The organism is Nocardia sp. NPDC003999, assembly GCF_053604885.1.
This window is the reverse complement of sequence record NZ_JBSGIB010000011.1, coordinates 194,257-207,142: the sequence shown is the minus strand read 5'-3', so window position 1 is coordinate 207,142 and position 12,886 is coordinate 194,257. Positions and strand designations below refer to the sequence as shown.

Sequence of the window (12,886 nt, the reverse complement as noted above, 5' to 3'; positions counted from 1 at the left end):
GGGACATTGGTCGCCTGACCTGGATGCGGGCGATTTGCTGGGACCATGGTGGGCATGATCCGTCTGTTCACCGCCCGTTGGACCGTGCTCGTACCATTGCTCGCCGTCGTCGCCCTCGCGGTCACCTGGGGCCGAAGTCTGCCCGGTGTCGCGGTGACGGTTGTGGTGGTGGCGTTGATCGGGGCGGTGCTCTCGGCGGTTCATCACGCGGAGGTGGTGGCGCGCCGGGTCGGTGAGCCGTTCGGCTCGCTGGTGCTGGCCATCGCGGTGACCGTGATCGAAGTCGCGCTCATTCTCACGCTGATGACCCAGGGCGGTGACAAGACCGCGACCTTGGCCCGCGACACGGTCTTCGCCGCTGCGATGATCACCTGCAACGGCATCCTCGGTCTCTGTCTGCTGGTGGGGGCGTTGCGCAGGCGCGTGGCGGTGTTCAACGCCGAAGGCACGGGTGCGGCGCTGGCCACCGTCGCGACGCTGGCGACGCTCAGCCTGGTGTTGCCGACCTTCACCACGAGCAAACCCGGCCCGGAGTTCTCGCCCGCGCAGCTGGCCTTCGCCGCGGTGGCCTCGCTCGCGCTGTACGGCTTGTTCGTGATGGTGCAGACCGTGCGCCATCCGGACGACTTCCTGCCGGTGGAGGCGGACGGCGTCGTCGCCGAGGACGACGAGCGCGTCGAGCCACCCAGCGTGCGCGACGCCGTCACCAGTCTCGGTCTGCTGCTGGTCGCCCTGGTCTGCGTGGTTGGGCTGGCGAAGGTGGTCTCGCCCGCCGTGGAATCGGCGGTCCAGTCGGCGGGTCTGCCGCAATCGGGGGTCGGCGTGGTGATCGCGTTGCTGGTGCTGCTGCCCGAGACGATCGCCGCGGTGCGGGCCGCGCGCCGCGACCAGGTGCAGATCGGTCTCAATCTGGCGCTGGGTTCGGCCATGGCGAGCATCGGCCTCACCATTCCGGCGATCGCCGTGGCCAGCATCTGGCTGGACGGCCCTTTGGTGCTCGGCTTGGGGGCGACGCAGATGGTGCTGCTGGCGCTGACCGTCGTCGTCGGTGGGCTGACGATCGTTCCTGGACGGGCGACGCTGCTGCAGGGCGGCGTCCACCTGGCCGTGTTCGCCGCCTTCGTCGGCCTCGCCGCCAGCCCCTAGCGGGCGGCTCAGACGAGCGCCTCGACGCGGTCACCGCCGAATCGGTGCGGCGCCAGCGGTGCGAACACTTGGACGCCGGACGGGCGACACCCCGCCTTCGGTGGTCGCGAGCCGCGCGCTCAGTGTGGGTGCTGAGCCGCGTATCTGGCTCGTTCCAACGCTCGGCGCCGCGCGCGCTGCGGATTCTCCAGATCCGCGGGCAAGCCGTGCTTCACGAGCCGATGCGCGCGGTTCATCGGCATGAAAGCGATCGTGTAGAACAGGGCCAGCAGCAGCGCCAGCAGGACCATCGCGCCGCGCAGCCACAGCTCGCCGGGGAAGAGCAGGAACACCGCGAACAACGGTGTGAACGGCACCAGTCCGCGCAGCACGTGCCGGGTGGCGGCGAACCTGCCGGTCAGGTCGTCGCGCACCCACTCACGCATCGAATCGGGCAGGCGGCGGCCGAAGGCGTAGCCGATCCACTGGATCGGACCGGGCCGTCGTTGCTCTCGGGTCATGACCGGGCTCCTGGGTTCGAGGACGGGGCGTGGGGCTCGGCGAGCACCGACCGGCGGGCCGCCTCGTTCACCCGGGTGAGGACATCGCGCAACTGCTCGAGGTCGGCCAGGGTCACGCCGAGGCGTTGGACGACGGCGGGCGGTATCCGCTCGGCCTTCGCGCGCAGTTCGGCTCCGGCCGGGGTCAGGTTCACCACGAGGTTGCGCTCGTCTCGGCTGTCGCGTTCGCGACTGATCAGTCCGGCGGCTTCGAGGCGTTTGAGCAGCGGGGACAGTGTGGGGGAGTCGAGCTGGATGGCCTCGGCGATCGCTTTCACCGACATCGGCGCCTCGCCCCAGAGCGCCAGCATCACCAGATACTGCGGGTGGGTGAGCCCGAGCGGTTCGAGCAGCGGACGGTAGACGGCCAGCACCGCGCGATTGGCCACGGCCAGCGCGAAGCACACCTGCCGGTCCAGGCGCAGCGGATCCTCGATCTCGGTCTCCATCGGTCCTCCTTGTCCTCCCTTAAATTAGCGCATGAATAGTTAGTGCGTTAATCAATGTGGGCGACATCTCGGCGCGAGATACCGGCTTCGGGGCCGCCGCTGGATACCGTGAATCCATGCACCACGACGCGGGTCCGCTACGCATCGAGGAACTCGACGCGGTTCGTGGCTTCGCGCTGTGCGGCATGCTGGTGGTGAACATCTGGCGGATCACCGACATCGCGGCGACGGACGAATCGGGCGTGGTGCTACCGATCCGGCACACGCTGTCGGTGGTGTTCGAGGGACGGTTCTTCCCGATCTTCTCGTTCCTGTTCGGAATCGGCTTCGCACTGCTGCTGGACAGTGCCGAGGAACGGAGCGAGCGCCCGCGACTGGTCCTGATCCGCCGCTTGCTCGCGCTCGGGGTGATCGGCCTGGTCCATCAGCAGTTCCAGCCGAGTGAGGCGCTGCTGCCGTACGCGTTGGCCGGGCTGGCGATCCTGCTGCCCGCCTCGGCGCTGCCGAACTGGGCGGTGCTGCTAGCGGGACTGGTAGGGACCTTCGGCGTGGCGCTGGCCCTCGGCGGCGGGCTGGCCCTGGCGCCAGGGTTGTTCCTGCTCGGCCTGGCCACCGCGCGCGCCGGGATCGTGGACACACTCGATGAGCGGGGCTGGCAGATCGCCGCGGTCTTCGCCCTCGCCCTGCCCGCCGCGATAGTGGCGGGCAGGTGGGAATACCGCACGCCGTATCTGGAGCTGTGGTCCACTCCCGCCGTGGCTGTCGCTGGTCTACTGGGCGCGCTGGCCTATGTCACCGGGCTGCTGCTGTTGCTGCGCATCGAGCCGGGCCAGGTACTGGCGGAGGTGTTGCGGCCGCTGGGTCGCCTGGCTTTGACCAACTACGTCGGCGCCACCGCGCTGATCCTGCTCGCGGCACCGCGTCTCGGCCTGTCCGGCTCCGGCAGCTACGCGGCGGTGCTCGGGTTGGCGGTCGGGATCATCGCGGTGCAGGCGGTGTGCAGTGCCGTGTGGTTGCGGTTGTTCGAGTACGGCCCGCTGGAATGGGTGTGGCGTTGCGTCACCTGGTGGACCGTGGTGCCGATCCGGCGGACGCGCGTGCCGAGCCGCCCGTACTGAGTTCAGCGCGGGGCCGCCGGATCGCCGGTGTTCTCCAGCTCGGCCAGGGTCGCCGAAACCAATGGCCCCGTCTCGAATTGGACGGCGACCTCGACCAGCCAGGCCGACTCGGCGGCCAGCGTGGGTCGACTCGGTTCACGGAACGACTGGTCGTCGCCGGTGGGCGGCAGACCGAGCCGGTGCGCCCGTAGCGCCGCGGCGATGCGGGCGGCCTCGATCGCGGCGGCTCTGCTGCGATCCGGGATCGCCAGTTCGGTCGCCAAGCGCTCGGCGATCGCCACCGCTTCGGCGGACAGATGCGGTCGCAACCGCAACAGCCAGTCCCGTATCTCGATCACCCTGCGGTACACCCGATCTCGGGCCGCCGTGCCGCGCCGGTCCGGCGGATGCGCCAGTTCCGGGTCCACCTCGCGCAGGGCCAGCCACAACGGGCGCAGCCGCGGCAGCGCCCGCAGCCGGGCGGTGGTGTGCAGCAGCCACGGCGCCAACGAGGGGCACAGGTAGCCGACCAGCATGACGGTGGCGCCCAGGCTCGCGAACGCGGGCGCGATATCGGTGTTGAGGAGACGCAGATCGATACCGGCCCACGCCGCGCCGATCGCGATCACCTTGCCCACGCTGTAGCCGAGCGCGACGGCGCTGCCGAGCGCGAGCAGCCGCAGGCCGCGGCGCAACCAGATTCGATCGACCTCGCCCATCCACCGGCGGCACAACACGATGATGCGGATCAGCGCCGCAGAGTAGACGGTGAGGTAGACGCCGAAGAACGCCACCGCCAGCGGGACTTTCGCGTAGTGGTCGTCGAAGTCGGTGGGATGACTCTCGTCGTGCACCGGCGCCGCCGTGAACAGCGCCGCCAGCACGACGGGCACGAGCACCGGCGGGACGAGCACGCGCCGTGCCGCGCTCGCGTCCGGTTCCCGCTCCGCCACCATGAACCCCGTCCAGACCACTTGGGCGAGCACCGCGCCCGCGATGGCTCCGTACACCACCAGAGACGCCAGGTTGGGCACGCCGGAGACGTCATCGATCCAGGTATAGGTGCGCGGCACAGCCGCTTCGAACCCGATGCCCGCCGCGAGGATGGCGAACGCGACCGCCCAGCGCGCGGGGTTGCCCGGGTTGCGCAGGGCCAGACCGGTTCGCCACAGGAACGCCGCGAAGGCGAAGACGCCCACGCCGCCGTACACCAGCGCGAACCACATGCTCAGCTCGGCCCCGGCCCCAGCGCGTCCAGCAGTCGGCGCGCGGCGACCGGCGCGGAATCGGGCAGGACCCACTCCTCCCGTGCCGTCCACTGCGTGATGTGGTGCGTCATCAGCATATTCGCGAGGTGTTCGGCCTCGCGTTCCTGCGGCTGCGCGTAGCTGGTGCGCCCGAGCATGCGCCGCACAACCGCGGGGTCGATGTTCGGCGCGAGCAGCCGCACGGCTTCCGCGCCGCGCACGTCGACGGTGCGGTGGCCGGCGAGCAGATGGCCGAGTTCGTGACAGACGATGTGATCCTGATGCATCTTGGAGGTGTTGCGCTGATAGGCGATGAAATCGATCGCGTCGGTGACCAGCAGGCCGCCGGTGAGGCCGGTGACCGGGAAGCTCTCCGGGCGCAGCCGCAGGGGACGGGCGCGCCGCTCGGCGACGGCCTCGGCCAGCTCGCCGACGGTGAACCGCCCGGGCAGTCCCATGGCGCGCAGCTCCCGGCGCAGCCAGCGACGATCCAGCACCGGCTGGTCACCTCCGTCCTTGCTCCAAGCCGCGATCCGCATCGCTCACCCGTTGTGCTCGTTCTCGATGCGTCGCAGGATGTCCAGCATCGCCAGCACCGATTCAGCGCGGACCGTACCCTGTTGCAGCCCGTCGCGCAGCACCAGTTCGAGTACCTCGTGTTCGGCATTTCCCTTGAGCGCGTTGATCAATGCCAATTCGCTGCCGCGCGCTGCCGCCAGTCGCGGGTCGGTGAACGGATCCAGGCTGTCGAGCCCGAAGTAGCCGCGCAACACCTCCAGCGTCTCGTAGGACGGGTTCACCGCCTGCCCGGTGCGCAGCTTCCAGAGGTAGTTGGCGGACAGGCGCGTTCCGGTGGTGCGGTGGATGTCTTCGGCGAGCGCCCGGTGGGTGATCTCCTGCGGTCGCCCGTCTTTGCCTGCGGGCGGGTGTATTCCGTTGATGAGCGTGTTGAGAGCCCGTGTAAACGGGTGTAAGCCGTCCCCCATATCAGCGTGTCTCCTGTGGTTGACAGGGCCTGTGGCGTAGATCATACTCGTCCCTGCTCCGCCAGCACATGCCGGTGTGGTCGCCCCCGAAGGGGCGTCGGCCACGAGAGGCCCGGCATCCCAGAGCGGTAGCAGGTGGGGCGATCATCGTCGCTCGCCCCATTTCATCGGAGCCGCACCGGTAGTGTCAGTGGTCCGCGATGGCGGAAACCGGAGCGCCAGGCGATCTCTCGTTCGTCCACCGCGAGCGCCGCATCCGGCCATCGCGTGAGGACGTGCTCGAGAGCGGCCGCGGTGAGGGTGTGTACCAGCGCGTTCCCCAAGCAGGCGTGCATGCCGTAGCCGAGCGCGAGCTGGTCCGCGCGGTCCCTGGCGAGGTCCGGTACCGCTGGGCGCGGGAAGATTTCGGGATCGTGGTTGGCCGATGCCAGGCACAGCAGTACCGTCTGTCCCGCGGCGATCGTCGTGTCGCCGATGACCAGGTCGGTGGTCGCGAAGCGCGGTCCGGCCAGCACCTGCGGGGAGAGGTGCCGCAGCAGCTCGTCCACGGCTGATCGCTTGTCGCCCAGGGCGTACCACGTCTGCCGCAGGCCCGGACTGCCGAGCAAGGTGAGCACCGAACCGGCGATCAGATCGGCGAGCACTTCATACCAGACGAACAGCAGGTAGAACAGCAGCCCGGTCAGCTCAGCACCGGTCGGCGACCCGCAGGCCCGGTGTGCGCCTACCCAGCGCCCCAGCGCGGTGTCGGAGCGCGGTGCCCGCGCGGTGGCGTCCGCGATGATCGCGAGCATGGTGGCCAGGGTGTCGCGGGCGCGCGGTGGTGCGGCCGACGGCAGGAGCGTCGAATTCGCCCAGCCGCGAAGGCGTTCGGCAGTGTGGTCGTCGAGGCCGAGTAGTTCGCCCAGCACGGCGGCGGGAAGCGGCACGGCAAGACGCTCGACGAGATCGACGGTCTCGCCCGAATCATCCTCGTGCAGCAGCGAATCCACCAAGCGGGGCGCGCGGTCGGTCCACTCGGCCAATCGGCGTGGCGACAACTCGGAGGTCACCAGACCGCGCAGGCGTGCATGGTCGGCCGGCGCGGCACTGAGCATCGCGTCCAGCGGTGGCGGCACCGAGAAGCCCCGGTAGTCGTCTCCCTGGGCATACCGGACCCGGGTGGAGAGCCGCTCATCCAGCAGCCCGGCCCGTACGTCGCGGTATCGCGTCACCAGCCAGGCCGGTGGCCCATCGGGCGTGCGAACGCGGTGAACGCCCCCTTCGATGCGCAGTCGCTCGAGCGTGGGCCACGGGTTACGGGCGAAGTCGGAGTCGAACACATCCGTCACTCGCCCATCATCCCGCACTGTGTCCTGGGGACGGAGGCTGCCGAGGGCTGCCGGTGCGTGCTGCGCGCCGATCAGGAGGCGGCGGCTCCGGTCTGCCGGATCGCGTCGAGGACTTCACCGTAGGTCAGCGTGGTCGAGTTCACGAGCGCGCGCTCCGAGGCCACGTCGATGTCGACGGAATCGATACCGTTGACGCCGCGCAGTGACGATTCGATCGCGGACGCGGACTCGCGGGTAACGTTGTGCAGAGTAACCGTGTACGTCATGTAATTCGCATTGACCGATCGCGCTCGCTCAAACTTTCCTTTCCGTCCCGTTTGATCGTGGAGACCCCGGGAATAGCCGGGTTGTCAAACGACTCGACGCAACAGGGATTGCCATGATCATCATCATCGGGCTCATCGCCTTGATCGCGGCCGTGATTATCGGAGTGGCCGCGGTAGTGGGCAACACCGGCCCCGCTCAGCAACTGACGAGCGATTTCGCGGTATTCGACTATCACTTCCACGGTTCCACCGGAGCACTGTTCGGTTACGGAGTAACGCTCGGTGCGATCGGGGCGTTCGGACTGGCCCTCGTCCTATCCGGCGCCTGGCGGGTCACCCGCCGCGGCGTGGCCGCGCGTCGTGAACTCGCACAGTCCCGTCGCGAGATGGCGGCGGTGCGGCGCGATCTGGCCGCAGGCACTACCGCGCCGGTGGAACGCACCTCGCAGGAGCCGGCTTGGCGGCGGTGGTTGCGCACAGGCGGTTCGGGTACTGCCCGCACCGATCGCGGCGCCACGGTATCGACCTCGAAACCCGTGACCGCGAAATAATTGAGAAGAAAAGGAATACGACAATGATCATTCTCGGCCTCATCCTCCTGGTCTTGGGTTGGCTGCTCGGAATCGGGCTGCTCACCACGGCGGGCATCATCGTGCTGATCATCGGGCTCGTGCTGCTGGTGGCCGGTTCGGTGGGCCGTCCGGTGGGTGGCCGCCGCTGGTACTACTAGGGATTCCGCATGAAGTTCGAAGATCGCCTCGCGCATCAAGTGCAAGCGACCAGGGGCAGCGTGAAGAAATTCGTCGGCCGTGCGACCGGCAACTCCCGGCTGGAGGCCGAGGGGCGGCGGGAGCAGGCCCGCGGCAATCTGAAACGCGCCGCGGACAAGGTGCGGGACGCGTTCAAGCGCTGACCGCGCACCGCTCGACCGGTGCCGGGCGAAGGCCGATGGCCTCCGCCCGGCATTGTCGTGTTCTCGCGAAGGAAAAGTTCGAATTCTCGCGTGCGCGTCAGACTCCGGCGATTCCGGCGAGTTGTCCGATGCCGTAGGTGACGGCCATCGCCAGCGCGCCGCCGAGCACCACCCGGACCACCGCCCGGCCACGGGCACTTCCCCCCAACCGGGCGCTGACCGACCCGGTGAGCGCGAGCGCGGCGAGCACGGCCGCGAACGTCACCGGAATACGCGCGTCGACCGGCGGCAGCAGGATGGCCAGCAACGGCAGCAGCGCGCCGAGGGTGAAGGCCACCGCCGAGGAGAACGCCGCCAGCCAGGGGTTGGTCAGCTCGGCGGGATTCAGGCCCAGTTCGGCCTCCGCGTGCGCGGTGAAGGCGTCGTGCGCGGTGAGTTCCTCGGCGACCTTGCGCGCCGTTTCGGGCGTCAGCCCTTTTGCCTGGTAGATCCCGGTGAGCTCGATCAGCTCGTAGTCCGGCTCGTCGCGCAGCTCCCTGCGCTCTTTCGCCAGCAGAGCCCGCTCGGAATCGCGCTGAGTGCTGACCGAGACGTATTCGCCCACCGCCATGGAGATCGCGCCAGCCGTCAGACCCGCGATGCCCGCGGTGAACAAGGCCGGTGTATCGGTGGTGGCCGCCGCGACGCCGACGACCAGACCCGCGGTGGACACGATGCCGTCGTTCGCGCCGAGCACACCGGCGCGCAGCCAGTTGAGTTTGGACGCGAAGCCGTTGCCGTGCGGTTCGTGCGGATGTGCGCCGGAGGCGTCGGTCGTGCGATCCATGAAACGCACCCTAATCACCACCGTGTGACGCGGGCGGGAATCGCGACAGCTCGAACGGTTAAGCGCGGGGTTGGCGGGGGACCGCCAACGGATGCGGCGGCATCGTGCGGTGGATGATCTGGAGAATCAGCAGGAACAGCACCGAGAGTCCGGCGGTGGTGAAATCCCCGACCAGAACCGCCAGTACGGCGAACGCGCCGAACACCGGAAACTCCAGCACGGCGCACCAGCGCAGGATCCGCAGCCGCCTGGCGTTGGCGGCCAGCCGTTGCACACCGTCGTCGATGATGGTCAGCGCCGTCTCGTAGCGCACCATGCCGTCGCCGACCTGGACGAACATGTGCACGGCCTGGTCGCGGCTGAGCTCGCCGAGCCAAGCCCGGTCGATCAGCCGCTTGCCCTCCTCGGCGACCTCCTTGATAACCGCGTCCATGCGGCCCCCTTCCCAGTCGTCCGGAGAGTCTAGCGGCCGAATCGCGCCTTCCCAGTGACGATTCAAGCGGGCGGGAAGACGTAGACGCGCTCCGGCACGATCCGCACGATCACCCGCCGCGCCTCCGGTTCCGGTGGCGGCGTCGCGCCGCCCATGTACTTGGCGTACATCGCGGTGAGCAGGGTCTTGTCCGGGTCGTCGGTGAGCTCCACCCGGCCGCGCACCTCCGCGTAGCGGCCGTCGGCGCGGCTGAGCACCAGCAGGCTCACCCGCGGATCGCGCCGCATGTTGCGGGTCTTCAGGCGTCCTTCGATCGTGCTGAACAGCAGGGTGTCGCCGTCGTGGTCGACGAAGATCACCGAGGACTGCGGACGGCCGTCCGCGTTCGCGGTGGCCAGTACGGCGGCGTGCGGGCCGTCGATCAGGGTGCGCACGATGTCGTCGAGTTGCATCGGAAGTCTCCTCGGTCGGTGCGGAATCACGGTGATTCCCGTAATGCTGACTTCCGCCGCGATCGGAAGGAATCGCCCAGAGCGATTCTTTTTCGGGTCCCGTCCGGTCCATATCTGCGACGGCTCACGCGTAGTGAACCGGGAAAGGACTCGCGGATGACCTCGACCAGTGCGCTACCGGACGCCGAATTCACTCGCAGTACTCAGCCGTATCGCCGGGAACTGCTCGCGCACTGCTATCGCATGCTCGGCTCGATCCACGACGCCGAAGACGTGGTGCAGGAGACCTATTTGCGGGCTTGGCGTTCGTTCGGCGCCTTCGAGGGCCGCTCCTCGGTGCGGACCTGGCTCTACCGGATCGCCACGAACGCGTGCCTGACCGCGCTCGAGCACCACGGTCGGCGCGTGCTGCCGTCCGGTCTCGGCGCTGCGGGCACGGACCCGTCGGCGCGGCCCGTGGCCGCGGCGGGCGTACGGTGGCTCGAGCCGCTGCCGGACACCCTGGTGACGCCGGACTCGGCGGACCCGGCGGGTGTCGCGGTGGCTCGCGACAGCCTGCGCCTGGCGCTGATCGCATGCCTGCAACACCTGAACGGCAGGCAGCGTGCGGTGCTGTTGCTGCGCGACGTGCTCGGTATGCCCGCGGCCGAAGTCGCCGGAGTGCTCGACACCAGCACCGCGGCGGTGAAGAGCACATTGCAGCGCGCGCGAGCCCGGTTGACGGAGGTATCGGCGGCGGCCGAGCAGGCGGTGCCGCCGAGCGAGCCGGGGCAGCGCGCGCTGCTCGAGGAGTATCTGACGGCCTTCCGACGCGCCGACCCGGCCGCCATCGAACGACTGCTGCACCGGGACGCCGTGCTGGAGATGCCGCCGTCGGCCACCTGGTTCTCGGGTAAGCGGACGTGCGTCGCCTACCTGGCCGAGCACGTCCTCGGCGCTCCCGGCGCGTGGTTGCTGTTCCCGGCCGCGGCGAACGGGCAGCTCGCCGCGGTCGCCTATCACCGGCAATCGGATTGCGTCTACCGCGCTTTCGGCGTCGCGGTGCTCACCACGACCACGGACTCGATCATCCGGATCACCGCGTTCGGCGACCCGGATCTGGTCACCGCGTTCGGATTCGCCCCGGTCCTCGAGTGAACGAAGGTCGCGATACTCGCACGTGCGCGGTACTTCTTGCCGGGAGTCGGATCGGTCGTGGAGAGCTATCGGCCGCGCTGGATCTCCGGCCGGTCGTCTCGAATTCCGATCCAGGCGTAATCCCGCGCCCTGGTGATCGCGACGAGCTTCTGCCGTTCGGCGAGTTCGGCTCGTTCGCCTCCCGCGCCGGTGCGTGAGTCCGCGCCCGCGGGCCAGGTCGGATGGAAGACCGCCGCGAAATCGAGCCCCTTGGCGCGATGCACCGTGCCGACCTTGACCGCCGCCCGCGGTGTTCCGTCGTAGTCCTCCAGGGGCAGTGTCGCGATGCCGACGGCCTCCAGCGCCCCGGCGAGCCGCCCGGCCTCGTGCCGCGTCCGGGTGAGTACTGCGATATCCGACAACGGCTTTCCGCATCCGCGAATACCGTCGACCAGCGCGGCCTCCAGGTACTGATCCGGTCCACGCCAGATCCGCACCACGCCGTCGGGCAGGGTGACGTCGGCATCGCGCAGCGGCACGCCGGGCGCGTCGTCGAAATCGCCGAGCTCGTTCACCGCATCGATGCCCGCGGCGTTCTCCCAGACGCGGCGGCGGTTGCGGTAGTTCACCCGCAGGATCTCGCCGCGGCCGCGCAGATCGATGCCCGCCTCGGCCATGCGCCAGCCTCCGGCGTACACCTGCTGCTGGCCGTCGCCGAGCAGCAGCAGCGGACTCGACCCGTTGCCGCCCGCGATGGCGTGGGCCAGCCGCAGCCCGGCCAGCGTGATGTCCTGCACCTCGTCGACGACGACCGCGTCATAGGGTTCCGGGAGCGGTTCGTTGCGGATCTCGGCCAGCGCGATGGCGATGACGTCGCTGTAGTCGGAGATGCCCCGCTCGCGCATCTCGCTGACGTACGGCACGTACAGCTTGTGCCACACGTCGGCGCGCCGGTCGTCGCCGAGACGAACACCGTTGCGCCCGTATCGGTCCGCGCGCTGGTAGACGTCCAAGTCGTCGATCTCGCGCCCCTTGATCACCCGGTCGATCTCCTCCCGCCAATAGCTCGCGCGCGGCTCGATGTCCTCGAAGTCGGCCCTCGCCCGTTCCCAGACGCGGCTGAACACGCGGTCGGCTCCGTGCGGGTCGAGTTTCGGCGCGGCGATCCGCTGTGCGAGGAAATCCAGGGCCCAGGCGTGCAGACCGGCGAACTGGACGCGGCTCTCGGTTCCCGGGGCGAGCCTGCGGAAGTAGGTCTCCTGGCAGTTCGCGAGCGTCTTCACGAACGTCGTGTACAGCTGACGGCCGGTGGATCGCCGCGCCTGCCTGGCCATTCGGTGCAGCGCCACGACGGTCTTCCCGGTGCCCGCAGGGCCGGTCAGCCGCGCGGGGCCGGTGTAGTTGCGCGCGACCAGGATCTCCTGTTCGGGATCCAGGAAGGTCATCCAGTGCTGGAACGGCCTCTGCAACGCCGTATTCCGCTGCGGCGCGAGCACCTCCGACCGATCGAGCAGAGCGGGATCCGCTGCGCCCTGCGCCGCTTCCTCGAACTCCAGCAAGTCGTATTCGCGGGCCGACTGGTGGGCGACGGTGTTCGCGATGGCCTGTACCCGGGTGGGTCGCAAGTGCCGCTGCCGTGCGCGGATCACCCGATCGAGCTCGCCCGGCCCGGCCACGGCGAACCGGCCGTCCACGCGCACCCCGATTCCGGCGGGTACGAGCAGGACGAGCTGCACGTCATGGGGGACCAGCTTCTCGCGCCCGAACTGCAATCGGCCGAATCGCGCCTCGACGTCGCGGTGGATCTCGTCGAGTTCGGCCGGGACGCCCTCGGCGAAGCGCAACGCGAAAAGTCCTGTCCCGCAGAACAGCAACGCATGGGCGTGCGTGGCGGGCAGGTCCACGGGGTCGCGATGGACGAGCAGGTATCGGCCCGGTTCGGCCAGCGCCTCGGCGAGAAATGTGCGCTGGTGCGATGTCAGGCCGGGAATGCGGGTCAGCGTGTCCGTGACACGCGAAAGCCAGGCGTTCATGGAGTCCCCCTTCCGGTGCACACCTACCCCGTCTTCGACGGTAAAGACACCG

Annotated in this window: 17 protein-coding genes; 6 read left to right on the top strand and 11 right to left on the bottom strand. The window is 69.2% G+C overall.

The window, feature by feature from the left end; all coding sequences use genetic code 11:
* Positions 1-54 precede the first annotated feature (54 nt).
* Positions 55-1,146 carry a calcium:proton antiporter gene (locus ACWESM_RS22660; RefSeq protein WP_364430106.1) on the top strand — a complete coding sequence of 364 codons (1,092 nt, stop codon included), beginning with the start codon at positions 55-57 and terminating at the stop codon, positions 1,144-1,146.
* Positions 1,147-1,265: 119 nt separating this feature from the next.
* On the opposite strand, the gene ACWESM_RS22655 is transcribed toward ACWESM_RS22660, so the two are convergent.
* Both ACWESM_RS22655 and ACWESM_RS22650 read right to left on the bottom strand, forming a co-directional pair.
* Positions 1,266-1,646: a DUF5313 family protein gene (locus tag ACWESM_RS22655; protein ID WP_452493549.1), complete on the bottom strand. Its 381-nt coding sequence runs from the start codon at positions 1,644-1,646 to the stop codon at positions 1,266-1,268.
* Positions 1,643-2,134, bottom strand: a complete 492-nt coding sequence (locus ACWESM_RS22650) for a MarR family winged helix-turn-helix transcriptional regulator (protein WP_356966920.1) — start codon at positions 2,132-2,134, stop codon at positions 1,643-1,645. The genes ACWESM_RS22655 and ACWESM_RS22650 overlap by 4 nt, the downstream gene beginning before the upstream one ends.
* A gap of 116 nt (positions 2,135-2,250) precedes the next feature.
* Here ACWESM_RS22650 and ACWESM_RS22645 point away from each other — a divergent pair, with 116 nt between their 5' ends.
* Positions 2,251-3,252, top strand: coding sequence for a DUF418 domain-containing protein (locus ACWESM_RS22645; protein ID WP_452493547.1), 1,002 nt, complete (start codon positions 2,251-2,253; stop codon positions 3,250-3,252).
* Between the two features lie 2 nt (positions 3,253-3,254).
* Here ACWESM_RS22645 and ACWESM_RS22640 read toward each other — a convergent pair whose 3' ends face one another.
* The 5 genes from ACWESM_RS22640 to ACWESM_RS22620 form a co-directional block, all read right to left on the bottom strand.
* Positions 3,255-4,457 (bottom strand): MAB_1171c family putative transporter, encoded by a 1,203-nt coding sequence (locus ACWESM_RS22640; protein ID WP_452493546.1) that lies wholly within the window; start codon positions 4,455-4,457, stop codon positions 3,255-3,257.
* Between the two features lie 2 nt (positions 4,458-4,459).
* Positions 4,460-5,017: a hypothetical protein gene (locus ACWESM_RS22635; RefSeq protein ID WP_364430092.1), complete on the bottom strand. Its 558-nt coding sequence runs from the start codon at positions 5,015-5,017 to the stop codon at positions 4,460-4,462.
* Between the two features lie 3 nt (positions 5,018-5,020).
* Positions 5,021-5,464: a hypothetical protein gene (locus ACWESM_RS22630; protein ID WP_355075641.1), complete on the bottom strand. Its 444-nt coding sequence runs from the start codon at positions 5,462-5,464 to the stop codon at positions 5,021-5,023.
* Between the two features lie 164 nt (positions 5,465-5,628).
* Entirely contained in the window at positions 5,629-6,795 is a 1,167-nt protein-coding gene (locus ACWESM_RS22625; RefSeq protein ID WP_364430088.1) for a cytochrome P450, read from the bottom strand.
* Positions 6,796-6,866: 71 nt separating this feature from the next.
* Positions 6,867-7,061, bottom strand: coding sequence for a heavy-metal-associated domain-containing protein (locus ACWESM_RS22620; protein ID WP_067802986.1), 195 nt, complete (start codon positions 7,059-7,061; stop codon positions 6,867-6,869).
* A 113-nt stretch (positions 7,062-7,174) separates the two neighbouring features.
* Here ACWESM_RS22620 and ACWESM_RS22615 point away from each other — a divergent pair, with 113 nt between their 5' ends.
* Genes ACWESM_RS22615 through ACWESM_RS22605 form a run of 3 tightly spaced genes read left to right on the top strand, consistent with a single transcriptional unit; the run spans position 7,175 to position 7,974 of the window.
* Entirely contained in the window at positions 7,175-7,612 is a 438-nt protein-coding gene (locus tag ACWESM_RS22615; RefSeq protein WP_356966932.1) for a hypothetical protein, read from the top strand.
* A gap of 23 nt (positions 7,613-7,635) precedes the next feature.
* Positions 7,636-7,791 (top strand): DUF6131 family protein, encoded by a 156-nt coding sequence (locus tag ACWESM_RS22610; protein WP_086006372.1) that lies wholly within the window; start codon positions 7,636-7,638, stop codon positions 7,789-7,791.
* A gap of 9 nt (positions 7,792-7,800) precedes the next feature.
* A complete protein-coding gene (locus ACWESM_RS22605; RefSeq protein ID WP_355075646.1) occupies positions 7,801-7,974 on the top strand; it encodes a CsbD family protein in 174 nt (57 codons plus the stop codon).
* Positions 7,975-8,071: 97 nt separating this feature from the next.
* Here the strand turns inward: ACWESM_RS22605 and ACWESM_RS22600 are convergent, their stop codons facing one another.
* The 3 genes from ACWESM_RS22600 to ACWESM_RS22590 form a co-directional block, all read right to left on the bottom strand.
* The gene (locus ACWESM_RS22600; RefSeq protein WP_355075648.1) at positions 8,072-8,800 is read right to left on the bottom strand and encodes a VIT1/CCC1 transporter family protein; all 729 of its coding nucleotides are present in this window, start codon (positions 8,798-8,800) and stop codon (positions 8,072-8,074) included.
* A gap of 58 nt (positions 8,801-8,858) precedes the next feature.
* Positions 8,859-9,233: a hypothetical protein gene (locus tag ACWESM_RS22595; protein WP_379254129.1), complete on the bottom strand. Its 375-nt coding sequence runs from the start codon at positions 9,231-9,233 to the stop codon at positions 8,859-8,861.
* A 62-nt stretch (positions 9,234-9,295) separates the two neighbouring features.
* On the bottom strand, positions 9,296-9,685 hold the full coding sequence (locus tag ACWESM_RS22590) for a PPOX class F420-dependent oxidoreductase (RefSeq protein WP_355075652.1): 390 nt from the start codon (positions 9,683-9,685) through the stop codon (positions 9,296-9,298).
* A 156-nt stretch (positions 9,686-9,841) separates the two neighbouring features.
* Here ACWESM_RS22590 and ACWESM_RS22585 point away from each other — a divergent pair, with 156 nt between their 5' ends.
* Entirely contained in the window at positions 9,842-10,822 is a 981-nt protein-coding gene (locus ACWESM_RS22585; protein ID WP_452493542.1) for a sigma-70 family RNA polymerase sigma factor, read from the top strand.
* 65 nt (positions 10,823-10,887) lie between these two features.
* Here the strand turns inward: ACWESM_RS22585 and ACWESM_RS22580 are convergent, their stop codons facing one another.
* Positions 10,888-12,834, bottom strand: a complete 1,947-nt coding sequence (locus tag ACWESM_RS22580) for a UvrD-helicase domain-containing protein (RefSeq protein WP_452493540.1) — start codon at positions 12,832-12,834, stop codon at positions 10,888-10,890.
* Positions 12,835-12,886: the final 52 nt, after the last annotated feature.

Coding starts and splice junctions, on each gene's coding strand:
- ACWESM_RS22660 (WP_364430106.1), top strand. CDS start 55: ATGATCCGTCTGTTCACCGCCCGTTGGACCGTGCTCGTACCATTGCTC.
- ACWESM_RS22655 (WP_452493549.1), bottom strand. CDS start 1,646: ATGACCCGAGAGCAACGACGGCCCGGTCCGATCCAGTGGATCGGCTAC.
- ACWESM_RS22650 (WP_356966920.1), bottom strand. CDS start 2,134: ATGGAGACCGAGATCGAGGATCCGCTGCGCCTGGACCGGCAGGTGTGC.
- ACWESM_RS22645 (WP_452493547.1), top strand. CDS start 2,251: ATGCACCACGACGCGGGTCCGCTACGCATCGAGGAACTCGACGCGGTT.
- ACWESM_RS22640 (WP_452493546.1), bottom strand. CDS start 4,457: ATGTGGTTCGCGCTGGTGTACGGCGGCGTGGGCGTCTTCGCCTTCGCG.
- ACWESM_RS22635 (WP_364430092.1), bottom strand. CDS start 5,017: ATGCGGATCGCGGCTTGGAGCAAGGACGGAGGTGACCAGCCGGTGCTG.
- ACWESM_RS22630 (WP_355075641.1), bottom strand. CDS start 5,464: ATGGGGGACGGCTTACACCCGTTTACACGGGCTCTCAACACGCTCATC.
- ACWESM_RS22620 (WP_067802986.1), bottom strand. CDS start 7,061: ATGACGTACACGGTTACTCTGCACAACGTTACCCGCGAGTCCGCGTCC.
- ACWESM_RS22615 (WP_356966932.1), top strand. CDS start 7,175: ATGATCATCATCATCGGGCTCATCGCCTTGATCGCGGCCGTGATTATC.
- ACWESM_RS22610 (WP_086006372.1), top strand. CDS start 7,636: ATGATCATTCTCGGCCTCATCCTCCTGGTCTTGGGTTGGCTGCTCGGA.
- ACWESM_RS22605 (WP_355075646.1), top strand. CDS start 7,801: ATGAAGTTCGAAGATCGCCTCGCGCATCAAGTGCAAGCGACCAGGGGC.
- ACWESM_RS22600 (WP_355075648.1), bottom strand. CDS start 8,800: ATGGATCGCACGACCGACGCCTCCGGCGCACATCCGCACGAACCGCAC.
- ACWESM_RS22595 (WP_379254129.1), bottom strand. CDS start 9,233: ATGGACGCGGTTATCAAGGAGGTCGCCGAGGAGGGCAAGCGGCTGATC.
- ACWESM_RS22590 (WP_355075652.1), bottom strand. CDS start 9,685: ATGCAACTCGACGACATCGTGCGCACCCTGATCGACGGCCCGCACGCC.
- ACWESM_RS22585 (WP_452493542.1), top strand. CDS start 9,842: ATGACCTCGACCAGTGCGCTACCGGACGCCGAATTCACTCGCAGTACT.
- ACWESM_RS22580 (WP_452493540.1), bottom strand. CDS start 12,834: ATGAACGCCTGGCTTTCGCGTGTCACGGACACGCTGACCCGCATTCCC.